This is a genomic window from Pseudomonas sp. USHLN015 (genome assembly GCF_037153275.1).
Taxonomy (GTDB): domain Bacteria; phylum Pseudomonadota; class Gammaproteobacteria; order Pseudomonadales; family Pseudomonadaceae; genus Metapseudomonas; species Metapseudomonas tohonis.
The window spans coordinates 1-23,395 of the sequence record NZ_JBBCKP010000020.1 but is presented as its reverse complement, the minus strand read 5'-3'; the positions used below and the strand labels follow the sequence as shown (position 1 = coordinate 23,395).

23 protein-coding genes, 1 tRNA gene and 1 pseudogene are annotated in these 23,395 nt (G+C 68.4%); 17 read left to right on the top strand and 8 right to left on the bottom strand.

Going from position 1 to position 23,395, the window contains the following annotated elements:
- The first annotated feature begins 323 nt into the window (after positions 1 to 323).
- From gspE to WFQ67_RS29620, 9 genes are read left to right on the top strand one after another with little or no spacing between them, the layout of a single operon-like run.
- Positions 324 to 1,841 (top strand): type II secretion system ATPase GspE, encoded by a 1,518-nt coding sequence (gene gspE, locus WFQ67_RS29660; protein ID WP_213627243.1) that lies wholly within the window; start codon positions 324 to 326, stop codon positions 1,839 to 1,841.
- Positions 1,842 to 3,056: a GspF family T2SS innner membrane protein variant XcpS gene (gene xcpS, locus WFQ67_RS29655; RefSeq protein ID WP_263151697.1), complete on the top strand. Its 1,215-nt coding sequence runs from the start codon at positions 1,842 to 1,844 to the stop codon at positions 3,054 to 3,056.
- 4 nt (positions 3,057 to 3,060) lie between these two features.
- Entirely contained in the window at positions 3,061 to 3,492 is a 432-nt protein-coding gene (gene gspG / locus WFQ67_RS29650; protein ID WP_175384289.1) for a type II secretion system major pseudopilin GspG, read from the top strand.
- A complete protein-coding gene (gene gspH, locus WFQ67_RS29645; protein ID WP_213627239.1) occupies positions 3,492 to 4,055 on the top strand; it encodes a type II secretion system minor pseudopilin GspH in 564 nt (187 codons plus the stop codon). Before gspG ends, gspH begins: the two co-directional genes overlap by 1 nt.
- A 2-nt stretch (positions 4,056 to 4,057) precedes the next feature.
- Entirely contained in the window at positions 4,058 to 4,447 is a 390-nt protein-coding gene (gene gspI / locus WFQ67_RS29640; RefSeq protein WP_442969640.1) for a type II secretion system minor pseudopilin GspI, read from the top strand.
- Positions 4,444 to 5,166 (top strand): type II secretion system minor pseudopilin GspJ, encoded by a 723-nt coding sequence (gspJ, locus tag WFQ67_RS29635; RefSeq protein ID WP_337058953.1) that lies wholly within the window; start codon positions 4,444 to 4,446, stop codon positions 5,164 to 5,166. Before gspI ends, gspJ begins: the two co-directional genes overlap by 4 nt.
- Positions 5,163 to 6,140, top strand: a complete 978-nt coding sequence (gene gspK, locus WFQ67_RS29630; RefSeq protein WP_213627236.1) for a type II secretion system minor pseudopilin GspK — start codon at positions 5,163 to 5,165, stop codon at positions 6,138 to 6,140. Before gspJ ends, gspK begins: the two co-directional genes overlap by 4 nt.
- A gap of 2 nt (positions 6,141 to 6,142) precedes the next feature.
- A complete protein-coding gene (gspL, locus tag WFQ67_RS29625) occupies positions 6,143 to 7,249 on the top strand; it encodes a type II secretion system protein GspL (RefSeq protein ID WP_337058951.1) in 1,107 nt (368 codons plus the stop codon).
- Positions 7,246 to 7,779 (top strand): type II secretion system protein M, encoded by a 534-nt coding sequence (locus WFQ67_RS29620; RefSeq protein ID WP_337058950.1) that lies wholly within the window; start codon positions 7,246 to 7,248, stop codon positions 7,777 to 7,779. Before gspL ends, WFQ67_RS29620 begins: the two co-directional genes overlap by 4 nt.
- A 308-nt stretch (positions 7,780 to 8,087) precedes the next feature.
- Here WFQ67_RS29620 and WFQ67_RS29615 read toward each other — a convergent pair whose 3' ends face one another.
- On the bottom strand, positions 8,088 to 8,843 hold the full coding sequence (locus tag WFQ67_RS29615) for an SDR family NAD(P)-dependent oxidoreductase (protein ID WP_213627230.1): 756 nt from the start codon (positions 8,841 to 8,843) through the stop codon (positions 8,088 to 8,090).
- A gap of 32 nt (positions 8,844 to 8,875) precedes the next feature.
- Complete coding sequence (locus WFQ67_RS29610; RefSeq protein ID WP_337058948.1) at positions 8,876 to 9,655, bottom strand: SDR family NAD(P)-dependent oxidoreductase; 780 nt, start codon at positions 9,653 to 9,655, stop codon at positions 8,876 to 8,878.
- Positions 9,656 to 9,747: 92 nt separating this feature from the next.
- Between WFQ67_RS29610 and WFQ67_RS29605 the strand changes: the two genes are divergently transcribed.
- Positions 9,748 to 10,638 carry a LysR family transcriptional regulator gene (locus WFQ67_RS29605; protein ID WP_337058947.1) on the top strand — a complete coding sequence of 297 codons (891 nt, stop codon included), beginning with the start codon at positions 9,748 to 9,750 and terminating at the stop codon, positions 10,636 to 10,638.
- Between the two features lie 100 nt (positions 10,639 to 10,738).
- On the opposite strand, the gene WFQ67_RS29600 is transcribed toward WFQ67_RS29605, so the two are convergent.
- Positions 10,739 to 10,815: transfer RNA gene (locus tag WFQ67_RS29600), tRNA-Arg, on the bottom strand.
- A gap of 320 nt (positions 10,816 to 11,135) precedes the next feature.
- Between WFQ67_RS29600 and gabD the strand changes: the two genes are divergently transcribed.
- The 3 genes from gabD to WFQ67_RS29585 all read left to right on the top strand — a co-directional run bounded on the left by gabD (position 11,136) and on the right by WFQ67_RS29585 (position 15,629).
- The gene (gene gabD, locus WFQ67_RS29595; protein ID WP_111263943.1) at positions 11,136 to 12,587 is read left to right on the top strand and encodes an NADP-dependent succinate-semialdehyde dehydrogenase; all 1,452 of its coding nucleotides are present in this window, start codon (positions 11,136 to 11,138) and stop codon (positions 12,585 to 12,587) included.
- 333 nt (positions 12,588 to 12,920) lie between these two features.
- The gene (gabT, locus tag WFQ67_RS29590) at positions 12,921 to 14,201 is read left to right on the top strand and encodes a 4-aminobutyrate--2-oxoglutarate transaminase (protein ID WP_111263944.1); all 1,281 of its coding nucleotides are present in this window, start codon (positions 12,921 to 12,923) and stop codon (positions 14,199 to 14,201) included.
- A gap of 213 nt (positions 14,202 to 14,414) precedes the next feature.
- Entirely contained in the window at positions 14,415 to 15,629 is a 1,215-nt protein-coding gene (locus tag WFQ67_RS29585) for an HDOD domain-containing protein (RefSeq protein WP_213627226.1), read from the top strand.
- 4 nt (positions 15,630 to 15,633) lie between these two features.
- On the opposite strand, the gene WFQ67_RS29580 is transcribed toward WFQ67_RS29585, so the two are convergent.
- Positions 15,634 to 16,224 carry a 2-hydroxychromene-2-carboxylate isomerase gene (locus tag WFQ67_RS29580; protein ID WP_213627224.1) on the bottom strand — a complete coding sequence of 197 codons (591 nt, stop codon included), beginning with the start codon at positions 16,222 to 16,224 and terminating at the stop codon, positions 15,634 to 15,636.
- Between the two features lie 157 nt (positions 16,225 to 16,381).
- Positions 16,382 to 17,122, bottom strand: a complete 741-nt coding sequence (locus WFQ67_RS29575; RefSeq protein ID WP_337058945.1) for an SDR family oxidoreductase — start codon at positions 17,120 to 17,122, stop codon at positions 16,382 to 16,384.
- A gap of 91 nt (positions 17,123 to 17,213) precedes the next feature.
- Here WFQ67_RS29575 and WFQ67_RS29570 point away from each other — a divergent pair, with 91 nt between their 5' ends.
- On the top strand, positions 17,214 to 17,801 hold the full coding sequence (locus tag WFQ67_RS29570) for a TetR/AcrR family transcriptional regulator (protein ID WP_337058943.1): 588 nt from the start codon (positions 17,214 to 17,216) through the stop codon (positions 17,799 to 17,801).
- A gap of 86 nt (positions 17,802 to 17,887) precedes the next feature.
- On the opposite strand, the gene WFQ67_RS29565 is transcribed toward WFQ67_RS29570, so the two are convergent.
- Both WFQ67_RS29565 and WFQ67_RS29560 read right to left on the bottom strand, forming a co-directional pair.
- Positions 17,888 to 18,052 (bottom strand): rubredoxin, encoded by a 165-nt coding sequence (locus tag WFQ67_RS29565; protein WP_021220460.1) that lies wholly within the window; start codon positions 18,050 to 18,052, stop codon positions 17,888 to 17,890.
- 166 nt (positions 18,053 to 18,218) lie between these two features.
- The gene (locus WFQ67_RS29560) at positions 18,219 to 19,286 is read right to left on the bottom strand and encodes a fatty acid desaturase (RefSeq protein ID WP_337058942.1); all 1,068 of its coding nucleotides are present in this window, start codon (positions 19,284 to 19,286) and stop codon (positions 18,219 to 18,221) included.
- Between the two features lie 99 nt (positions 19,287 to 19,385).
- On the opposite strand from WFQ67_RS29560, the gene WFQ67_RS29555 reads away from it, so the two are divergent.
- A complete protein-coding gene (locus WFQ67_RS29555) occupies positions 19,386 to 20,396 on the top strand; it encodes an AraC family transcriptional regulator (protein WP_337058941.1) in 1,011 nt (336 codons plus the stop codon).
- A 652-nt stretch (positions 20,397 to 21,048) separates the two neighbouring features.
- Positions 21,049 to 21,498 (top strand): annotated as a pseudogene (locus WFQ67_RS30590) (methyl-accepting chemotaxis protein); the annotation flags it as partial.
- Between the two features lie 4 nt (positions 21,499 to 21,502).
- Here WFQ67_RS30590 and WFQ67_RS29545 read toward each other — a convergent pair.
- Entirely contained in the window at positions 21,503 to 22,192 is a 690-nt protein-coding gene (locus WFQ67_RS29545; RefSeq protein WP_337058938.1) for a Crp/Fnr family transcriptional regulator, read from the bottom strand.
- Between the two features lie 91 nt (positions 22,193 to 22,283).
- Here WFQ67_RS29545 and WFQ67_RS29540 point away from each other — a divergent pair, with 91 nt between their 5' ends.
- Positions 22,284 to 22,808 (top strand): Mpo1 family 2-hydroxy fatty acid dioxygenase, encoded by a 525-nt coding sequence (locus tag WFQ67_RS29540; RefSeq protein WP_173176997.1) that lies wholly within the window; start codon positions 22,284 to 22,286, stop codon positions 22,806 to 22,808.
- The last annotated feature ends 587 nt before the right edge of the window (positions 22,809 to 23,395 follow it).

Below are 23,395 nucleotides of genomic sequence, written 5' to 3'. Positions count from 1 at the left end.
GGAGAGAATCCGGTGGCGCATCTTTCTGTCGGAACTCGATGTATTCATCATCACCCTTACCTAGTTTTGCCTTGTCTTGCCCGTTGATCGGGACGGCTCATCGTAACAACGGGGCCAATCGCTTCACATAGGGCAGCGCCACTCGTCGCGGCCCATCGGAACCACCCCACATTCCTCGCTTTCCCGCCCATTCCCGGGCACTTCATCTGTGATTTAATTGCACCGTGCCATCGCTCCCCGCCCGGGGGGCGGTGGCGCTCTAGGCTTTGGCAGGCCGGGACTCCGCCTGCTGTCCGTCGGCCTCCAACGCAATGGATTCTGCGATGCCCAGCGCCAGCCCTCTCGATCCCGTCGACTCCCCTGCCGAGGCCGTCAGCCTGCGTCGGTTGCCGTTCGCCTATGCCAAGCGCCACGGGGTGCTGGTCCAGGTCGGGGCGGATGGGGCGCGGCTGGTGTACCGGCCGGGCACGGCCCTGGCGGCGGTGGGGGAAGCGTTGCGTTTCGTCGGGCGGCCCCTGGCGTTCCAGGCGCTGGATGCGGCGGCCTTCGATGCCGCGTTGAGCGCGGCCTACCAGCATGATTCCTCGGCGGCCATGCAGATGGTGGAAGGGCTGGGGGACGAGCTGGACCTTGCCAGCCTGGCCGAACGGGTGCCGGAGACCGAGGACCTGATGGAGCAGGAGGACGATGCGCCGATCATCCGCCTGATCAACGCCATCCTTGGCGAGGCCATCAAGGAGAACGCCTCCGACATCCACGTCGAGACCTTCGAGAAGCGCCTCGTGGTGCGCTTTCGCATCGACGGCATCCTCCGCGAGATGGTGCAGCCCCGGCGCGAGCTGGCGGCGCTGCTGGTGTCGCGGATCAAGGTCATGGCCAAGCTGGATATCGCCGAGAAGCGCGTCCCGCAGGACGGCCGCATCTCCCTGCGCGTGGCCGGGCGCGAAGTGGACATCCGCGTCTCCACGCTGCCTTCGGCCAACGGCGAGCGCGTGGTATTGCGCCTGCTCGACAAGCAGGCCGGGCGCCTGACCCTGCAGCACCTGGGCATGAGCCCGCGCGACCGTGCGCAGATGGAAGAGACGGTGCGCAAGCCCCACGGCATCCTGCTGGTCACCGGGCCCACCGGATCGGGCAAGACCACCACCCTCTACGCCAGCCTGGTGACGTTGAACAACGGCACCCGCAACATCCTCACGGTGGAAGACCCCATCGAATACAACCTGGAAGGCATCGGCCAGACCCAGGTCAACGCCAAGGTCGACATGACCTTCGCCCGTGGCCTGCGTGCCATCCTTCGCCAGGACCCGGACGTGGTGATGGTCGGCGAGATCCGCGACCGCGAGACCGCCGAGATCGCCGTGCAGGCCTCGCTCACCGGCCACCTGGTGCTTTCCACCCTGCACACCAACAGCGCCATCGGCGCCATCACCCGCCTGGTGGACATGGGGGTCGAGCCCTTCCTGCTGTCCTCCTCCCTGCTCGGCGTGCTCGCCCAGCGCCTGGTGCGCGTGCTCTGTTCCCACTGCAAGGAGCCCTACCAGGCGGACGCCGCCGAATGCGAGGTGCTGGGGCTCGACCCGGCGCAGCCGCCGACGCTCCACCGCGCGCGCGGCTGCAGCGAATGCAACCAGTCCGGCTACCGCAGTCGCACCGGCATCTACGAACTGGTGGTGTTCGACGACCACATGCGCACCCTGGTGCACAACGGCGCCTCCGAACAGGAGATGACCCGCCATGCCCGTACCAGCGGCCCCAGCATCCGCGATGACGGCCGGCGCAAGATCCTCGAAGGCTCGACCACGGTGGAAGAAGTGCTGCGCGTGACCCGGGAAGAATAAATGGCCGCCTTCGAATACATCGCCCTGGACAGCCGGGGCCAGCAGAAGAAGGGCGTGATGGAGGGCGACAGCGCCCGCCAGGTGCGCCAGCTGTTGCGCGACCGCCAGCTCGCCCCGCTGGATGTGAAACCCACCCGCACCCGCCAGGAATCGGTGGGCAGCCGCTGGAGCTTCCAGCGCGGGCTCTCGGCCATGGAGCTGGCCCTGCTCACCCGGCAGATGGCGACCCTGGTGCAGGCCGCCATGCCCATCGAGGAGGCGCTCGGCGCCGTCGCCGCGCAGAGCGAGAGCGGCCGGGTCAAGGCCATGATGCTGGCGGTGCGCTCCAAGGTGCTCGAAGGCCACAGCCTAGCCGGCGCCCTCAAGGAATTCCCCAGTGCCTTCCCCGAGCTGTACCGCGCCACGGTCGCGGCCGGTGAGCACGCCGGCCACCTCGGGCCGGTGCTGGAACAGCTCGCCGACTACACCGAGCAACGCCAGCAGTCGCGGCAGAAAGTCCAGCTCGCGTTGCTCTACCCGGTGATCCTGATGTGCGCCTCCCTCGGCATCGTCGGCTTCCTGCTGGGCTACGTGGTGCCCGACGTGGTCAAGGTCTTCGTCAACACCGGGCAGGAGCTGCCGGCCCTGACCCGTGGCCTGATCGCCGCCAGCGACGTGGTCAAGCACTGGGGCTGGCTGATCCTGCTGGTGGCCGTGGCGGCCATCAGCGGCCTCAAGGCATCGCTGCGCAGGGACGCTGCGCGCCTGCGCTTCCACGTCATCCTGCTGCGCATTCCGCTGGTGGGGCGCCTGGTGCGCGCCACCGACACCGCGCGCTTCGCCTCCACCCTGGCGATCCTCGCCCGCAGCGGCGTGCCGCTGGTGGAGGCGCTGGGCATCGCCGCCCAGGTGGTGGCCAACCGCGCCATCCGCGCCAAGGTGGTCGTGGCCGCGCAGAAGGTCCGTGAAGGCAGCAGCCTGACCCGCGCCCTGGAGCAGACCGGCGAGTTCCCCGCGATGATGCTGCACATGATCGCCAGCGGCGAGAAGTCCGGCGAGCTGGACCAGATGATGGCCCGCACCGCGCGCAATCAGGAGAACGACCTGGCCGCCCGCATCGCCATGCTGGTGGGGCTGTTCGAGCCCTTCATGCTGGTGTTCATGGGTGCGGTGGTGCTGGTCATCGTCCTCGCCATCCTCCTGCCCATCCTTTCCCTCAACCAGCTCGTGGGGTAACCGCGTGAAATCAGGTCGTACGCAAGCAGGCTTCACCCTCATCGAAATCATGGTGGTGGTGGTCATCCTCGGCATCCTCGCCGCCCTGGTGGTGCCGCAGGTGATGAACCGCCCGGACCAGGCCAAGGTCACCGTCGCCAAGGGCGACATCAAGGCCATCGGTGCCTCGCTGGACATGTACAAGCTCGACAACTTCGCCTACCCCAGCACCCAGCAGGGCCTGGAGGCATTGGTGAAGAAGCCCAGCGGCAACCCGCAGCCGAAGAACTGGAACAAGGACGGCTACCTCAAGCGCCTGCCGGTCGACCCCTGGGGCAACCCGTACCAGTACCTGGCACCCGGCACCAAGGGCGCCTACGACCTCTACTCCTTCGGCGCCGACGGCAAGGAAGGCGGCACCGACGCCGATGCCGACATCGGTAACTGGGACAACTGATGGGGGGCGCGCGCGGCTTCACCCTGATCGAGCTGCTGGTGGTCCTGGTGATCATCGGCTGCCTGGTCAGCGTGGCCGTGCTCGCCAACGGCAATGCCAGCAGTGGCCGCGAGCTGCGTGACGAGGCCGAGCGCCTGGCGGCGACGATCGCCATCCTCGCCGACGAAGCGGTGCTGGACGGCCGCGAGTACGGCTTGCTGGTGACCGCCGAAAGCTACCGCGTGCTGGCCTACGACAACGCCTCCGGCACCTGGGCCGACGACGCCACCCGCCCGGAGCGGCGCCCCGCCGCCTGGATGCGCCTGAGCCTGGAGCTGGAAGGGGAGGCCCTCAAGCTGCCGGAGCCCAAGGCCAGGGAAGAGAGCCGCCCCGGCCTGGCCAAGGACGTGCCCGAGCAGGACACGCGCAAGGAAAAGCCCGTGCCCCAGGTGCTGATCCTCTCCAGCGGCGAACTCACGCCCTTCAGCCTGCGCCTGGAAGAGCGCCGCGCCGACGGCAACGCCTATGCCCTGGCCAGCGACGGCTACCAGCTGCCCAGCGCCGAGCAGGCCAAGGAGCGATGAGCATGCGCCGCGCCCGTGGCTTCACCCTGCTGGAAGTGCTGATCGCCCTGGCCATCTTCGCCACGGTCGCCGCCTCGGTGCTGACCGCCGCCAGCCGCAGCCTGATCGTCGCCGGGCAGCTGGAAGAGAAGACCCTGGGCGCCTGGATCGCCGACAACCGCATCACCGAATTGCAGATCAAGCAGCCCACCCCGGGCGAGGGGCGCGAGGACAAGGTGCTGGAATACGGCGGCCGCCAGTGGGAAACCCACAGCGAGATCGAGGCCACCAGCGACAAGGGCCTGCGCCGCGTCACCGTCTGGGTGGCACCCAAGCCCGAGCGCGGCGGCGGTGCGCCGGTCAAGGAACGCTCCGTGTTCAGCCTCACCGGCTTCCTGGCGGTGCGTGGATGAGCCGGCAGCGTGGCTTCACCCTGCTGGAGGTGATGATCGCCATCGCCATCTTCGCCCTGCTTGGCCTCGGCACCTACCGCATGCTGGCCACGGTGATGAAGGCCGACGAGATGACCCGCGAGCACGAGAAATCCCTGCGCGAGCTGGGCCGAGCCTTCGCCTCCATCGACCGTGACCTGGGCCAGGCGCTGCCGCGCGTGGTGCGCGACGCCTATGGCGACGAGCGCGGTGCCCTGGTCGGCGAGCTGGGCGCCACCGACGGCACCGCCGCCCTGGAATTCAGCCGTGCCGGCTGGCGCAACCCCCTGGGCAGCACCCGTTCCCAGTTGCAGCGGGTGCGCTGGCGCCTGGCCGGCTCGACCCTGGAGCGCGTCTATTGGTCCGTGCTCGACCAGGCCGTGGACAGCCCGCCAAGGGTGCAGAAGGTGCTCGAAGGCGTCAGCTCCGTGGAGCTGCGCTACCTCGACGACAAGGGCCAGTGGCAGGAACAGTGGCCGCCGAGCCTGGGCGATTCCGACCCGGCCAAGGCCCGCGGGCGCCTGCCCGTGGCGGTCGAACTCAAGCTCGAGCACCGCCACTACGGCGGGCTGACCCGGCTCTACCGGTTGCCGGAAATGGGCGTCGAAGAGCAGCCCAGCGACGGCGGTACACCCCCCGACGACGACAGGAAACCGACCCCCGAACCCAAGCCCGACGCCGGCAAGGAGAAGGGCGCATGACCCGCCAGCGGGGCGTCGCCCTGGTCACCGTGCTGCTGGTGGTCTCCATCGTCACCGTCATCTGCGCGGGGCTCATCCTCCGCCAGCAGCTGTCGATCCGTGGCGCCGCCAACCGCGTCGCCATCCAGCAGGCCTGGCACTACGCCCTGGGCGGCGAGGCCCTGGGCCAGTCGGTGCTGCTGCGCGACCTGAAGAAACCCGGCAGCGACCCGCGCGCGCCCATCGACCACCCCCTGGAGGACTGGGCCCGGCCACTGCCGGTGTTCCCCATCGACCAGGGCGAGATCGGCGTGCACATCGAAGACCTGGCCGGGCGCTTCAACCTCAACAGCCTGGTGCAGGGCGACAAGGTGGACAAGCTCTCCGTCGAGCGCTTCAACCGCCTGCTGCTGCGCCTGAAGATCGAAAAACCCTACGCCGACCGCCTGGTGGACTGGCTGGACAAGGACCAGGAGCCCAGCGGCGAATACGGCGCCGAGGACAACCAGTACCTGCTCGCCCAGCCCCCCTACCGCACCGCCGGTCGCGAGCTGCAGGACGTCTCCGAGCTGCGCCTGCTGCTGGACATGACCGAGGAGGACTACCGCCTGCTCGCCCCCTGGGTCTCGGCATTGCCGGCCAGGGTGCCGCTCAACGTCAACACCGCCAGCCCCCTGGTGCTCTCCTGCCTCGCCGACAACCTCGACCCGGCCGCCGCCCAGTCGCTGCTCAGCGGCCGTGGGCGCGAAGGCTACACCGACATCCGCAGCTTCCTCGACCAGCCGGCCATGGCCGGCACCGGCGTGCGCGCGGCGGGCCTGGCCGTGGGCAGCGCCTATTTCCAGGTGCGCAGCGAGGTGCGCCTGGGCGAGCGCAAGGTGGTGTTGCTCAGCACCCTGCAGCGCGACCCGAAGGGCGTGGTCCGCGTGCTCAAGCGTGATCTCGGGCAGCCGGGCTACCTGGCCCAGGCGCCCCTCGAACCACAGGAAGAATGATCATGGATTGCCTGTTCATCCCGCCCGCTGGCGGGGCGGTCCTCGGCCCCGCGTGCCAGGTGCACTGGCAGGAGGCGAGCGGAGAAGGCCGCAGCCTGCCGCTGGCCGAATGCGCGGCGCTGCTGCAGGGGCGGCCGGTGGCGCTGGTGCTGCCCATGGAGGCGGCCAGCGCCTTCGTGGTGGGCCTGCCGACCCAGAAGGCGCGGCTGATGCACCAGGCGCTGCCCTACGCGGTGGAAGAGATGCTCGCCGAGGATGTGGAGCTGTTCCACCTGGCCCTGGGCGCGCAACTGGCCGACGGCCGCTACCCGGTGCTGGTGCTACGCCGTGCCCAACTGGCCGCCTGGCTGGAGGAACTGGAGGACTTCGGCGTGAAGGTCGCCGCCATCCACCTGGACGCGGACCTGCTGCCCCGTGATGGCGAACAGTTGCTGGTGATCGGCGAGCGTGCCCTGCTGGGCGGTGCCTGCGAGACGCGCCTGGCCTTCCCCTTCGCGCACTGGCCGGCCCTCGGCGACCTGTGCGCGGCGGATACCCAGCCGCGGCGGGAAGACGAGCCCTACCGCCTGCTCGCGGCCGGCCGCGCGGGTGCCATCGATTTGGCCCAGGGCGAGTTCGCGCCGCGCAGCGATAACCGCGCCTGGACGGTGTGGCGCCCGTTCGCGGCCCTGGCCGGTGTCGCCGTGGTGCTGTTGCTCGCCTTCAACCTGGTGCAGGCCTGGTTGCTGGAGCGCAGCGGCGATGCCTACGTCGAATCCAGCCATGCGCTCTATCGCCAGCTGTTCCCCGAGGACAAGCGCATCGTCAACCTCAAGGCCCAGTTCGCCGAGCACCTCAGCCAGGGCACCCGCGTGCAGGGCGGCTTCATCAGCCTGCTGGACCAGGCCTCCAGCGCCATCGCCGAGGCCCAGTCGGCCCTGACGGTCACCAACGTCGATTACAGCCAGACCCGTGGCGACCTGGCGCTGCAGGTCCGCGCCAAGGATTTCGCCGACCTGGAGAAGCTGCGCAAGCGCCTGGTGAAGGCCGGCCTGAGCGTGCAACTGGGGTCGGCCAGCCGTGAGGAAGGGGGCGTGACCGCCCGCGTGGTACTGGGAGGTGGGGCATGAACGCACTGACGGAGATCGGCACGCGCCTGCGCGCCGGGCTGGAGCAATCACCGCTGTGGCAACGCTGGCAGCACATGCCGCCGCGGGATCGTCTGGCGCTCTCGTTGCTGGGCGGCTTCCTCGCCCTGGCGCTGTTCTACCTGGCGGTCTGGTCGCCGGTCGCCGCCCGGGTCGAGCGCGCCCGTGCCTACCAGCAACAGCAGCAGGCGCTGTTCACCTACATCCAGGCCAACGCCGGGCAGGCCCGCCGCCAGGCCGCCAGCGCCCGGGTGGAACTCGCCCCCGACCAGCTCCAGGGCCTGGTCACCAGCACCGCGCAGAAGCAGGGGCTGACCCTGGAACGCTTCGACAACGAAGGCAACGGCGGCCTGCTGGTCACCCTGACCCAGGCCTCGTTCGAATCGATGCTGAAGTGGCTGGCCGAGCTGGACAAGCGCGGCGTCACCCTCACCGAGGCCAGCCTCGACAAGGTGGCCACCGGCAAGGTGGATGCGCGGCTCACGCTGATGGTGGCGGGGCAGGGCGGCTGATGGTGGCTCCCGTCGGGTAGCTCTTGCCATCGAAGGCAGTTGTAAGCATCTGGTTTACAACTGCCTCTTCAGCCCGCTCTGCATCAGCAATGATGGTTTGGGCATGCTTGCCATGTTCCATTCTCTACCTTCGAGAGGGCGCGGTGGGTTGTCAGGCCGTCGTACTGCCATTGCCGCGTAGCTGAGCATTCATAGCCGCTGACGATCTTCCTGCCACCCCACTCGATGTTGCGCACACAACGGCTGTGACGCGGTTACGGGGTGCTCCGGGCGCTGCGTAACCGGGGCACGCTCGTGGCGCCGGCTGGTCAGTTCCCCGCCGACACCCCGCGGTCGATGGCCATGTCGGCCCCGGTGATCGAGGCGGCGGCCGGCTGGCAGAGGAAGTAGGCCAGCTCGGCCACTTCGGCCGGTTGTATGAAGCGCGCGTCGGCGCCTTGCGGGTACTTGGCCAGCAGTTCGCGGTAGTAGCCCTGTGGATCGCCGTTGCCGTAGCGCTCCGCCTGGAACTTCAGCATCGGCGTCTCGATGTCGCCCGGGGAGACCGCATTGCAGCGCACGCCGTCGGGCGCGAGGTCCAGCGCCAGCGTCTTGGTCAGCAGCGTGACGCCGCCCTTGCTCGCGCAGTAGGCGGCCGCGTTGCGGTTGCCCTGGCGGCCGGCGTCGCTGGAGATGTTGACGATGCAGCCCCGGCTCTGGCGCAGCGCCGGGATGGCGGCCGCGCACATGAAGAAGGTGCCTTTCAGGTTGACGTCCAGGACGAGGTCGAAATCCTCCTCCGAGCAGGACTCGACCGGGCCCTCACGCCACACGCCCGCCGCGTTCACCAGTGCATCCAGCCGTCCCGTCGCCGTGATGGCGGCCCCGACCACCTCGCGGCAGGCGCCGGGCTGGCGGATGTCCACGGCCAGGTGGCCGGCCAGGGGCCGTTCGCTGGCCAGGGCCTGGAGCGAGGGGGCGTTCTGGTCGGTGGCGAACACACGCCAGCCGCCCTGGATGAAGCGTTCCACCAGCGCGCGGCCGACGCCGCCGGCGGCGCCGGTGATCAGGACTACGGGATTCATGGGCTGTTCTCTCGCATGGCTAAGGGCTGTGCTCAGGGCGCCTTGTTTTCCACGAGGCAGTTGCCGCCGTCGACCACCAGCACTTCGCCGGTGATGTAGCTGGCCTCGGGCGAGGCGAGGAAGGCCACGGCCGCGGCGATCTCCTCGGGGCGGCCGGCCCGGCCGATGGGGACGAACTGCGCCGCATGCTGCTCTTCGGGCGTACTCGAGGCGGTGGCGATCCATCCCGGGGCCACCGAGTTGACGGTGATGCCCTCCCGCGCGACTTCCAGCGCCAGCCCCATGTTCATCCCCAGCATCCCGGCCTTTGCCGCGCTGTAGGCGGCCTCGCCCGGGTTGCTGCCCCGGGTCCCGGTGGTGGAACTGATGTTGACGATGCGGCCGTAGCGACGGGCGCGCATGCCCGGCAGCACGCCCCGGGTCAGCAGGAAGGCGGTGGTGAGGTTGCGCGCGAGCGACAGGTTCCACATCTCCAGGCTCATGCCCGCCACCTCGGCGAAGGGTTCCGGGCTGCCCTGCATCGCCATGCCGGCGTTGTTCACCAGGATGTCGATGCGCCCCCACAACCCTTGCGCCCAGGCCAGGAGCTCCTGCACGGCGGCTTCGTCGGTGAGGTCCGCCGGCTGCCCCTGCGCGTCGAACCCCTCCGCACGCAGCTCGGCCACCCGGTCGGCGATGCGCGCGCTGCTCGCGGTGACGATCAGCTTCGCGCCGGCACGCCCCAGGCGGCGTGCGATGGCCATGCCGATCCCCGATTCGCTGCCGGCCCCGCTGACCAGGGCCACCTGGCCCATCAATGCTGGTTCGGACATGGTTGCTCTCCCGCATGGCTGTGTTGAGCTGGAAGCTAAAGGTGTTTAGCTGATAGAAAAAGACAACCGTTATCAGCAGAACTGACAACCCCATGGCCTTTAGCAGCGAATCCCTGAAAGTCTTCCTCGCCGTGCTGGATGCCGGCTCGTTCTCGGCGGCCGCCAGGGCCCTGGGGCGCGTGCCGTCGGCGGTCAACATGGCGATTTCCCAACTGGAGGCGGAGCTGGACCTGGAGCTGTTCGACCGCTCCTCCCGCCGGGCGCTGCCGACCGCTGCGGCCAGGGCGCTTGAGCCCCAGGCCCGGCAGGTGGCGGGCCAGCTCAACCTGCTGGACGCGCACGCCCTGCAGCTGCATGCCGGGCTCGAGCCGCGCCTGGTGCTGGCCATGGCGCCGGAGCTGCAAAGCGGTGCCTGGAGCCAGCCGCTGTCGACGTTGGCGCGCGAATTCCCGACGCTGGAGATCGAAGTCCGCTCCGCCGCACAGGCCGATGCCACGCGCATGCTGCATGACGGCAGCGTGCAGCTGGCGCTGGTGTTCGAGCGCCCGGGGATCGACGAGCGCGAGGCCTTCATCGAGGCGGGGAGCCAGTTGCTGGCCGCCGTCGCGGCGCCCGGCTACAGCCAGGCGGCGCTGAGCGAATCCCGCCTGGCCGAACGCCGCCAGATCGTCGTCGCGCTGGGCGACCCCAAGGCGTCGGACCCGCAGATCGTGCTGTCCCACAGGGTCTGGCTGACCGACAGCTACCTCGCCACGCTGGGCCTGGTGCAGGCGGGGATCGGCTGGGCCTACCTGCCCCAGCCACTGGTGCAGCCGCTGATCGCATCCGGTGCGCTGGAGCGCGTCGCGTTCGCCGACATGGCCAACCAGATGCGGCTGTGGGTCGATGTCGTCTGGCTGAAGAACCGCCCGCTCGGGCTGGCGGCCCGGCGCTACCTGGAGCTGCTGCGCGAGCAGACTCGCGCCGAACCGGGCCGGGCGTGAGCCGCCGCGATGGGCGCACCGAACGGCGGAAACGAAAAAGCCCGCGCGAGGCGGGCTTTCCGGGAGCCGCGACCGTCATGGGACGGTCGGGACATCGATCTGGCGCATCCGGCGGGATTCGAACCCACGACCCCTGCCTTCGGAGGGCAGTACTCTATCCAGCTGAGCTACGGATGCTTGAAGAGGCGCGCAATGATACCTGCAAGGGCTGCCAGCGTCCACGTTGGCACGAATGTTCGTGATTTCGAACGAAAATGACGCTCGTGCTCGATTCTGCACAGTAAAACCTGCAAAATTTTCCCTTTTTCGTCTGTTTTATCGAACAGGCTATTGCCCTTTACCCCCTCTGGCCCTAGGATTCGTTTGAGATTTCAAACGCCCCTTGCAAACGCCAAGTCAGGCCGTTCCAATCGGATCCCCCTCCTGGCCAATCCCGTGTTGGCCGAACAAAAACAACGTGCCCCCGGCTCCTTGTAACCGGTGTGAAGGAGACAGCGATGCAATTGAAAGATGCCACCCTGTTCCGCCAGAAAGCCTATATCGATGGCGCCTGGCTGGACGCCGACAGCGGCCAGACCATCAAGGTCAACAACCCGGCCACGGGCGAGATCCTCGGCACCGTGCCGAAGATGGGCACCGCCGAGACCCGTCGTGCCATCGAAGCGGCCGACAAGGCCCTGCCGGCCTGGCGTGCGCTGACCGCCAAGGAGCGCGCCAACAAGCTGCGCCGCTGGTATGAGCTGATGATCGAGAACCAGGACGACCTCGGTCGCCTGATGACCCTCGAGCAGGGCAAGCCGCTGGCCGAAGCCAAGGGTGAGATCGCCTACGCCGCCTCCTTCATCGAATGGTTCGCCGAAGAAGCCAAGCGCATCTACGGCGACGTGATTCCCGGCCACCAGCCGGACAAGCGCCTGATCGTCATCAAGCAGCCCATCGGCGTCACCGCGGCCATCACCCCGTGGAACTTCCCCGCCGCGATGATCACCCGCAAGGCCGGCCCGGCCCTGGCTGCCGGCTGCACCATGGTGCTCAAGCCCGCCTCGCAGACCCCTTACTCCGCCCTGGCCCTGGCCGAGCTGGCCGAGCGCGCCGGCATCCCCAAAGGCGTGTTCAGCGTGGTCACCGGCAGCGCCGGCGAAGTGGGTGGCGAGCTGACCAGCAACCCCATCGTGCGCAAGCTGTCCTTCACCGGCTCTACCGAGATCGGCCGCCAGCTGATGGCCGAATGCGCCCAGGACATCAAGAAGGTGTCCCTGGAGCTGGGCGGTAACGCGCCCTTCATCGTCTTCGATGACGCCGACCTCGACGCCGCCGTCGACGGCGCGCTGATCTCCAAGTACCGCAACAACGGCCAGACCTGCGTCTGCGCCAATCGCCTGTACGTGCAGGACGGCGTGTACGACGCCTTCGTCGAGAAGCTGAAGGTGGCCGTGGCCAAGCTGAAGATCGGCAACGGCCTGGAAGAGGGCATCACCACCGGCCCGCTGATCGACGAGAAGGCCGTGGCCAAGGTCCAGGAGCACATCCAGGACGCGGTCAGCAAAGGCGCCAAGGTCGTCTCCGGCGGCAAGCCCCACGCCCTGGGCGGCACCTTCTTCGAGCCGACCATCCTGGTCGACGTACCGAAAACCGCCGCCGTGGCCAAGGAAGAGACCTTCGGCCCGCTGGCGCCGCTGTTCCGCTTCAAGGACGAGGCCGAAGTCATCGCCATGTCCAACGACACCGAGTTCGGCCTGGCCTCCTACTTCTACGCCCGTGACCTGGGCCGCGTGTTCCGCGTGGCCGAGGCGCTGGAGTACGGCATGGTGGGCATCAACACCGGCCTGATCTCCAACGAAGTGGCGCCCTTCGGCGGCATCAAGGCCTCGGGCCTGGGTCGTGAAGGCTCCAAGTACGGCATCGAGGATTACCTGGAGATCAAGTACCTCTGCCTCGGCGGTATCTGATTGGGAGCTTGTCCGGCTCGACCGTTCGTAGCGAGGGGAAGACCGGTTTGAGACAGGTTTTTCGAGTTTCTGAGGAGAATAGCGAGCTATTTGACGAGGGAAATCGGAAAAGATGGCCAAAGCCGGCTTTCACGCAGTAGAACAGTGTCGGGCCCGGCAGGCTCCCCTAGACGGGGCAAGGCGCGAAAGAGCGCGCGGCGCCCCAGCGGTACCCATGAACCACATCGAGCCTCCGGCAGGCCCGCGCAGTCGATCATCGAATGCTGCGCTGCAACCTGCCGGGGGCATTCATCCTTGAAGCTGCGCCGCCCGATGAGCGGCCGTGAGGAACCCATGAGCAAGACCAACGAATCCCTGCTGCAACGCCGTGCCGCCGCCGTCCCCCGTGGCGTGGGCCAGATCCACCCGGTCGTCGCCGAGCGCGCCGAGAACGCCACCGTCTGGGACGTGGAAGGTCGCGAATACATCGACTTCGCCGGCGGCATCGCCGTGCTGAACACCGGCCACCTGCACCCGAAAGTGGTCGCCGCCGTCCAGGAGCAGCTGACCAAGCTGTCCCACACCTGCTTCCAGGTGCTGGCCTACGAGCCCTACATCGAGCTCTGCGAAGAGATCGCCAAGCGCGTACCGGGTGACTTCGCCAAGAAGACCCTGCTGGTGACCTCCGGCTCCGAAGCCGTCGAGAACGCCGTGAAGATCGCCCGTGCCGCCACCGGCCGCGCCGGCGTGATCGCCTTCACCGGCGCCTACCACGGCCGCACCATGATGACCCTGTCGCTGACCGGCAAGGTGGTCCCGTACTCCGCCGGCATGGGCCTGATGCCCGGTGGCGTGTTCCGCGCCCTGGCGCCCTGCGAACTGCACGGCGTGAGCGAAGACGACTCCATCGCCAGCATCGAGCGCATCTTCAAGAACGACGCCCAGCCCCAGGACATCGCCGCGATCATCATCGAGCCGGTGCAGGGTGAAGGCGGCTTCTACGTCAACTCCAAGCCCTTCATGCAGCGCCTGCGCGCCCTGTGCGACCAGCACGGCATCCTGCTGATCGCCGACGAAGTGCAGACCGGCGCCGGCCGTACCGGCACCTTCTTCGCCACCGAGCAACTGGGCGTGATCCCGGACCTGACCACCTTCGCCAAATCCGTCGGCGGCGGCTTCCCCATCTCCGGCGTCTGCGGCAAGGCCGAGATCATGGATGCCATCGCTCCCGGCGGCCTGGGCGGCACCTACGCCGGCAGCCCGATCGCCTGCGCCGCGGCCCTGGCCGTGCTCAAGGTGTTCGACGAAGAGAAACTGCTGGAGCGCAGCCAGGCCGTGGGCGAGCGCCTCAAGGCCGGCCTGCGTGAGATCCAGGCCAAGCACAAGGTCATCGGCGATGTCCGCGGCCTCGGCTCCATGGTCGCGATCGAACTGTTCGAAGGCGGCGACGAGAGCAAGCCGGCTGCCGAGCTGGTCGGCAAGATCGTCGCCAAGGCGCGCGACAAGGGCCTGATCCTGCTGTCCTGCGGCACCTACTACAACGTCATCCGCTTCCTGATGCCGGTCACCATTCCCGATGCGCAGCTCGACAAGGGCCTGGCCATTGTCGCCGAGTGCTTCGACGAACTCGCCTGAGGCTCACCAGCCAGGCGTACTTGAGACCCGCTTCGGCGGGTCTTTTTTTGCCCTGGATCAAGCCGTTCCTATCCAGGTGGTCAATATCCCCAAAAGGCCACTATCCAGCCCGTGGAGCGCGGTTTAGACTGCGCGCTCGCTTTTTTTGCCAACTCCATCGCATTCCCGGATTCCAGGCCACGCCCCTGGATCGCGCTGCCCTTCGAGGTTCACATGCCCGCCCATGCCAAGGTCCCGGAAATCCTGATTGCCGAGGCCGACCCCTGGACGGCGGACCTGCTCGCGCAACTGGTGCTGGATGTGCGTGGCGATGCCAGCCTGGTGCGTGTCACCGACACCCAGGCGGCCCTGGCCCGCTGCAAGCGACGCCTGCCCGACCTGGTGATCGCCGATGGCGAGCTGCAGGGTGGCGGCGGCCTCGAGCTGCTGCGCCAGCTCCGGCGCCACCCGCGTACCCCGGTGCTGCCTTTCATCCTCATCAGCGAGAAGGTCGACGCCAGCAGCGTGCGCGCCGCGCTGCCCCTGGCGCCCAGCGCCTACCTGGGCAAGCCCTTCAATGCCGAAGGCCTGCGCCAGCGCCTGGGTACCCTGCTGCCCGGTGCCGACCAGGGCCGCAGTGCGGTGGCCCCGCTGCTGGTCGGCACCCTCAGGGAGTACCTCGACAGCGTGCGCGAGGAAGGGCAGGGCGCGCCGCTGCTCAGCGATGTGCGCGACGCCGTCAGCCAGTGCCTGCAGGCCAGCGATGTCGACCTGCGTGACCTCGACGACGTCTTCTCCCGCGACCCGCAGATCACCGCCAAGCTCATCGCCGCCGCCAACAGCGCCGCCCATCACCTGGGCGTGCCCTGCCAGACCCTCGGCCAGGCGCTGCACCGCCTGGGTGTCACCCGCGTGCTCAACCTGGTGCTCGGCATGGCCCTGGAACGCAACGCCCGCCTGCATGACCCGCGCCTCGCCGAGCTGGCCGAGATCGCCTGGAAGTCCTCCCAGCGCAGTGCAGAGCTGGGCTACTGGATGGCCAGCGAGCTCGATCTGGATGCGGAGCTCTGCTACACCGCCGGCCTGCTGCACAACATGGGCGAACTGGCCCTGCTGCGCAGCCTGCAGGACTGGCAGGACGCCGGGGGCGAACTCGGTGATGAAGAGCTGCTGGAAACCCTGCGCAAGCGCGCCGCCAGCTTCGGCTCCGCGCTGCGCATCCGCTGGCGCCTGCCCTTCGGCCTGCGCGAACTGGTGGCCGCCTTCTACGGCCTGGGGGCCGGGGTCTTCTCCCGCGAGGCGCTGGCGATGAACCTCTGCGCCGGGCTGCTGCGCCTGCCCGTGGGGCAGGATGTCGGCGCGCTGCTGGAAGAACGCGCCGCGCGCCTGCTGCGCCTCGACCCCGACCTGCTGCGGCGCCTGCCCGCCCGGCTGCTGCAGGCAGCCTGAGGGCTCAGCCCAGGGCCTCCTCGATGAAGTCCAGGCGGTCCTGGCCGAAGAACATGTCGGTGCCGACGAAGCAGGTCGGCGCCCCGAACACCCCGCGCTTCACCGCCTCCTCGGTGGCCGCCTTCAACGCGTCCTTCACCGCCTGGTCACCCACCAGCGCCAGCAGTGCCTGCGGATCGAAACCGGCCTCGACCAGGGTCGCGCCGAGGATCGCCGGGTCGCCCAGGTTGCGCCGCTCCTGCCACATCGCCCTGAACATCGCCTCCAGGTAGGCCTCGAAGCGCTCCGGCTGGTGCAGCTGGATGCCGATGGCGCCGCGCATCAGCGTCAGCGTGTTGATGGGAAAGTGCGGGTTGAACACCAGCGGCACGCCATAGCGCCTGGCGTAGCGGTCCAGGTCGATCATCGAGTAGCGGCCCTTCATCGGCACCGCATTGGGCGAAGCATTGCCCGTGGCCTGGAACACCCCGCCCAGCAACATCGGGCGGTACACCAGGGTCGCGCCCTTGCGGGCACACAGGGCAGGTAACTGGGTCCAGGCCAGGTAGCTGGCCGGGCTGCCCAGATCGAAGAAGAATTCGACGTTCTTGCTCATTTTTTGTCCTTCGAATAACTCTACGGAGTCGAGGCCGAGCGAGCGGCACTCAGGCTAGGCGGCGGGGCGTCGGGAAAGCGGAGTTGGCGTCTGCCAATGAGCATTTCACGGCGCCACGCCAACAACGCCTGAGCGTCGCGCAGCCGGCCGTCGGTAATCACCAGCGTTCCATCCAGGGACGGAGGTCGAGCTCGAACGTCCAGGCGTCCCGGGGTTGGCTATGCAGGAACCAGTAGTTCTCGGCGATGTGCTCGGGGTCGAGGATGCCGTCCTGCTCCTTGCGGGCGTAGATGTCCGGGAAGGTGTCGCGGATGAAATCGGTGTCGATGGCGCCGTCCACCACCACGTGGGCGACGTGGATGTTCCGTGGCCCCAGCTCGCGCGCCATGCTCTGCGCCAGGGCGCGGATACCGTGCTTGGCGCCGGCGAAGGCGGCGAAGTTGGCGGCGCCGCGCAGGCCCGCCGTGGCACCGGTGAAGAGAATGGTGCCGCGCCCACGGGTGACCATGCGCCGGGCCACGGCCTGGCCGGTGAGGAAGCCGGAGAAGCAGGCCATCTCCCAGATCTTGAAGTACTTGCGCGCGGTCTCGTCGAGGATGCTGCAGGGCACGTTGGCGCCGATGTTGAAGACGAAGGCCTCGATCGGGCCGATCTCGCGCTCGATCCGTTCCACCAGCTCGGCCACCTCTTCTTCCTTGCGCGCGTCGGAGGCGAAACCGTGGGCCTGGCCGCCCTCGGCGCGGATGCTGTCCACCAGCGGCCGCAGCTTGTCCGCGCTGCGCCGGGTCACGCAGGCGATGTAGCCCTCGCGGGCGAAACGCCGGGCGATGGCACCGCCGGTGGCATCACCGGCGCCTATCACGAGCACCACCTTGTTGTTGTTCGATTCGGTATTCATGGCAGTCACCTTTAACTAAACGGTCGTTAGCTGAACGGACGTTATGCTACAGTCCAACCCGCGTCAAGCAGTGTGTCTTGCGGAGGTCGACATGCGTTATTCCCCCACCCACAAGGAAGAAACCCGGCAGAAACTGTTGGAAAGCAGCGGCGCCATCGCCAAGGCCGGCGGCTTCTCCAGCACCGGCGTGGATGCCCTGATGAAAGCCATCGGCCTCACCGGCGGCGCCTTCTACAGCCACTTCCCGTCGAAGGACGACCTGTTCACCGCCATCGTCGAGCGCGAGCTGTCACGCAGCCTGATCGGCCAGGTCGCCCAGGGTGAAGGCTTCGACCAGGCGCGGCTGCAGCGCTGCCTGGAGCACTACCTGAGCATGGCCCATGTGCGCAATGCCGAAGGCGGATGCGCGATTCCCGCCCTGGGCGCCGAGATCGCCCGTGCCGGCCTGCCGGTGCGCGAGACCGCCGAGCACTGGATGCTGCAACTGCAGCAGGCCTGGGCGGAAATCCTCGAAGACGGCGAACTGGCCTGGGCGGTGATCTCCCAGTGCGCCGGCGCCCTGGTGATCGCGCGCATGCTCGCCAGCGAGCCCTTGCAGGAAGAGGTTCTCGGCGCTGGCCGCCAATTGCTGATGCAGGCGCTGGAGCGGCGCGGCCAGGGTGATCCACAGCCGCTCTGATACGCGGGGCAGGCGCCCTACGCGGTGTGTGTGCGGGATATCCGGTATCTGGGAAGTCCCTGCGGGCGGACTTCCCGGCCGTGCCCTCAGATTTCCTGCATCTCGAAATCCATCTTGCCCACGCCGCAGTCGGGGCAGATCCAGTCCTCGGGCACGTCCGCCCAGGGGGTGCCGGCGGCGATGCCCTCGTCGGGCCAGCCCTTGGCTTCGTCGTAGATCAGGCCACAGACCACACAGATCCAGGTTTTCATGCCGGTACCTCTTCGTTCTTCTTCACGGTTGAGCGGATTTTCCGCGGCGCGATGCCTGCCGGGCCGTGGGTGGCCCGGGGCGCTGTCGTTGGCGGAATGGCGGCGATAGTAGGCGCAGAAGGGCCGCGAGGCGGCCCATCTTAGGTTTGGGGTTACGGGGCAGGCGTCAGGCGGTCTGTGCGCGCTCGGCCACCGATTGCGGCTGCGCCCGCCAGCGGTTGGCGCGGGCGAAGGTGCCGATGTCGTTGAAGCGCACGCCCATCTCGCGCATCACCTTGTGTGCCACCGGGGCGGTCATCTGGCGGATGTAGAAGGGCTCCTTGACCACGAAGTGGTGAATCGCATGGGTGCTGCCGAAGTTGAAGCAGAACGCCTGCAGCGGCCACAGCCACCAGGGGTTGAGCACCTGGGTCTGCTGGATCACGTTGCCCGGTTCCACATCGCCGTAGTAGTGCATGTTGGAGCTGACGAAGTGCAGGCAGAAGGTGCGCAGCACGTTGGGGCCCACCAGCACCACCACGGCGATATCCACACCCTGCATCACCGCCAGGGTGGTGTCCGACCAGGCCACCGGCGCGCCCAGCAGCGCACTCACGCCGTTGATGGCGTGGAAGCCGAGGAAGACGTACCAGGCGCTCCAGTTCATCAGCGCCAGCGGTGCATAGACCTTCAGCGTGCGCACCAGGATGAACTTCCTGTGCTCCCAGCTCCTGGCCCGGAGCATGCGGATCAGCGAGGACATCACGTTGTCGCCCACCATCAGCAGCCGGGCGATGCCCCAGGGCTCGCCGTTGGTGATGGCGCGCTCCTCCATGTCGGCCTCGGTGCCGGAGACCTTGTGGTGGTTCAGGTGCAGGTGGCGGCGGACCCACGGGTTGATGGTGCTCGGCCGTGCCAGCCACACCAGCGCCATCATCAGGTTGTGCGCCACCTTCTGCTTGCGGAAGTACATGCTGTGGATGAGGTCGTGCTCCAGCTCGTGGGTCAGCGAGGCGAGGAAGGCGTTGACCAGCAGGCAGCCCCACCAGGCGATCGCGCCGTTCAGGTAGAGCACCGCCGAGCCGACCATGCCGGCGAGGGCGAAGGCGAGGATGCCGGCGCCGATCAGGTCCTGGCGGTTGAGGATCGGGTAGCGCTGGCGCAGCTCTGCGCCGTGGGCCATCACCACTTCACGAATATGGGCTGATCGCTGTTGATCATTCAGCTTTGCGGGGCTTGCGGTAGTCGGGGACATGCTTACATCCTCTTGCTCGTCGTGTGCCCACTCTGCCGAGGCGGTGCGCGCCACGCCTGACCCTGAACGCCAACCTGTTGACCGGATACGCCAACCTGCATGAGCGACGAGCCCTCCACCCTCGCCAGTTGGACCCGAGCCCTGCGCAAGCAGCTGGACGCCCTCGGCCTCGACAGCGACGGCCTGTGCCGCCAGGCCGGCCTCGACCCGGCGCTGATGGACGACCCCAACGCCCGCTACCCGCTCTCCGCCACCACGCGCCTGTGGCAACTGGCGGTCCAGGCCAGCGGCGACCCGGCACTGGGCCTGAAGATTTCCGGCTACGTCAGCCCCACCACCTTCCACGCCCTGGGCTACGCGCTGATCGCCAGCGCCAGCCTGCGCGAGGTCTTCGAGCGCATCGAGCGCTACCACCAGGTGGTCAGTGACGCGCTCGCCCTGCAGCTGAGCCGGCGCGGCGAGCGCTACGAGTTCCGCCTGCAGGTACCCGAGGAAGGCCCCTCGCCAGCGCCCGAGGCGGTCGACGCCTTCGCCGCCATCTACGTGCGCACCTGCCGCAACCGCCTGGGCCGCGACTACGCGCCGCTGGCCGTGCACCTGCGTCGCCCGCAACCGGCCGACCCCGCACCCTGGCACCAGGTTTTCCGCTGCCCGCTGCATTTCGGCGCCCCGGAAGACCTGATCGAATTCGCCTGCGAGGACTTCGAACGGCCCCTGGAAGACGCCAACGCCGAGCTGGCCGAGCACAACGAGACGGTGCTCAAGCGCACCCTGGAACAACTGCAGGTGCCCACCTGGGCGCGCAAGGTGCGCGCCTGCCTGGAGGCCCAGCTGCCCAATGGCGAACCCTCGGCCGAGCGTATCGCCCAGTCCCTGCACCTGAGCCTGCGCAGCCTGCAGCGCCACCTGGCGGAGGAGGGCAGCAGCTACGAGCAACTGCTTGGCGACACCCGCCAGGCCCTGGCCCTGTTGCACATGCGCGACCCGCGCTGCTCCATCAGCGAGATCGCCTACCTGCTCGGGTTCGCCGACACCAGCAGCTTCAGCCGCGCCTTCAAGCGCTGGACGGGCCAGGCGCCGAGCCAGTACCGCGAAAGCCTGGGGCGTTGAGCCTTCACGCAAGGCATCCGTGCTCCAGAGGCTCTTCGCACGCGTGCCAGAACTGGCCAGTCGCCAGCCGAACGGCCAGAATCCTCCCCACTAACAAGAACCATCCGAGAAGCCCATGCGTCCCGCCTACGCCCGCCATCCCTATGCCGTCGCGTTCCACACCCTGGGCCTGGCCCTGCTGATGCTGGTCTACACGCGCTGGCAGGTGCCGCCCGCCTGGAGCATCCCGGCCTACCTGGTGCTGGCGCTGTGGCCCTGGCTGGGGCCCTGGAAAGTACCGGAGGAACCGCGTGACGAGCCGCTGGAAGACCAGGCCCCGCGCCTGGCCGAACTGGCGGTGCAGGCCGACCGCCACGCCGCCGAACGGCTGCGCCTGGAGGGCCTCGCCAGCCAGCTCGACAGCCTGTTGCGCCAGCGCCTGGAGGACGGCGCGATCTGGCTGCAGCGGCAGGACGCCGGGATGGTGCCGCCCGATCTCGACCGCCTCGAACAACTGGCCAAGCAGCTGCAGCAGGCCGGCACCGAGGGCCGCGCCGAGCTGGACCAGGCCCGCCAGGCCTTCGCCGCCTTGCTCGCCGAGAGCGGCACCGGCCGCGAGCGCGTCCAGGCCCTGGCCGAGCGCAGCGGCGAGATCCAGAAGGTCGCCCAGAGCATCCAGTCCATCGCCAGCCAGACCAACCTGCTGGCGCTCAACGCCGCCATCGAGGCTGCTCGTGCCGGTGACGCCGGGCGTGGTTTCGCCGTGGTGGCGGACGAGGTGCGCAACCTCGCCGCGCGCACCGCCGTTGCCACCGAGGAAGTCGGGCGCATGGCCGAGGACATCCAGCAGCAGACCGCCGCCGCCGTCGCCCACCTGGCCGGGCAGGATGCCGGGCTGGCCGGGGGCGTGGCCGCACTGGAGCCCCTGGGCGATCGGATGGCCGGCCTGGACGGGCAGGGTGTGCAGTTGCACGAGGCGCTGGCGCCGCTGCCGGATCACTGGGCGCTGCAGCACGAGAACCAGCAGGCCTGGCGCCAGGAGATGGCGCGCCTGGAAGCCCGGCTGGAAGACGCGGTGGCGCTGGGCCGTCAGCTCGCCGAGGCCCTGCGCGGGCCGGCCTGACCCCTCACAGCCTCGCCGCCTGGCGCAGGCCGGCGAGGTCGAGGATCTCGATCTCGCCGTAGTTCAGGTGCACCACGCCCTGGGCTTCCAGCTCCTTGAGGATCTGGTTGGTGGTCTGCCGCGACACCGCCAGCATCAGCGCCAGCTGCTCCTGGGCCAGGTGGATGACCCGGCGCCGGCCACTCGTCTCGCCGTAGCCCTCGGCGATCATCAGCAACCGCCGCGCCAGGCGTTGCGGCGCCGGCAGCAGGCTCATCTCCTCCAGCGCGATGAAGGCCAGGCGCAGCTTCTGGCTCATCAGCAGGGCGAACTCGCGCCACCAGGCCGGCTCCGTCTCCAGCATCTTCTGCAGCGCCGCCTGGGGCACGTTGAGCAACTGCGTCGGGCCTTCGGCGAAGGCGTCATGGGTGCGTGGCTGGCCGTCGAACAGGCAGATCTCGCCGAACCAGTGCGGCGGCTCCACTAGGGCCAGCAGCGCCTCCTTGCCGTTCTCCGCGCTGACCCCCACGCGCACCGCGCCCACGATCACCGCATACAGCCCGCAGGGCGGATCGCCCCGGCGGAACAGGCATTCGCCCGCTGCCAGGTTCAGGGGGCGTGCGTGGCTCACCAGTGCGTCCTGCAGGCGTGCGGGCAGGCCGGCGAACCAGTGGCCGGTGAGCAGGGAGGTGCGGCAGTCGGAAAGTTCGGGCATCGGGCGATGGGCTTTGTCGGCTAGCTGACAGAGGATAGGTCAGGACAGGCGCCATTATCGACGCAACTGCCTGCAACCTGAGGACATAACAATGAAAACCCTCGTCGATCATCTCTCCCAGTACGCCGAATACCACCGCGACCGGCGCAACATCTTCAGCCACTTCATCGGCATCCCGCTGATCGTCGTCGCCGTGGCCGTGCTGCTGTCGCGCCCCGGCCTGGTCGCCGCCGGCCTGTGGATATCTCCGGCGGCCCTGGTGGCGCTGGCCTCCGCCGTCTTCTACTTCCGCCTCGACCTGCGCTTCGGCCTGGTGATGACCGCGCTCCTCTGGCTCAGCCTCTGGGCCGGCGCCGCGCTGGCCGTGCAGTCCACCGCCCTGTGGCTCAGCGCCGGCCTCGGCCTGTTCGTGGTGGGCTGGGTGATCCAGTTCGTCGGCCACTACTACGAGGGCCGCAAGCCGGCGTTCGTCGACGACCTGATGGGCCTGGTGGTCGGCCCGCTGTTCGTGGTCGCCGAGCTGGGCTTCATGCTCGGCATGCGCAAAGAGGTCGAGCAGGCCATCGAACACCGCGCCGGCCCGACCTGCATCCGCGAGAAGAAAGCCACCGCTTGAGGCGATGCGCGGTTGGACCGCCTCCCCCTGTGGGAGCGGCTTCAGCCGCGAAAAACTCACCGCCGGCTCTCGGCTCCGAGTGGCTGGAAGCTCCATCGCGAATGAATTCGCTCCCACAGCGAGGGGCGAGGCATTGGTGTTCGGGGCGAGTCCGCCTGGTGGATAAAAGAGCGTTATCCACCCTACCCAGCGGGGGAGTCCGTGCGGGCAAGAGGTGCCAGGCGATGTAAGGTGGACCGCGCTTCACCGGTCCACCGCTACGGTGCTGGGCCGGGCACCTGTGGGAGCGGCTTCAGCCGCGAAAGGCTCGCCGCCGGCTCTCGGCTGCGAGTGGCCGGCAGCTCCATCGCGAATGAATTCGCTCCCACGGGAGCGGGGCGTGGCGTTGGTGTTTGGGGCGAGTCCGCCGGTGGATAAAAAGAGCGTTATCCACCCTACCCGGCGGGGACGTCCGTGCGGGCAAGAGGTGCCAGGCGATGTAGATACCGTCTTGATTCCTAGTGAGCAAGGGCCAGTTTTGCGTCAAATGGCCGGCCCGATTTCAAGACGCCATAGGCGATGTTCAGCAGCTTGCGCATCGCTGCGCA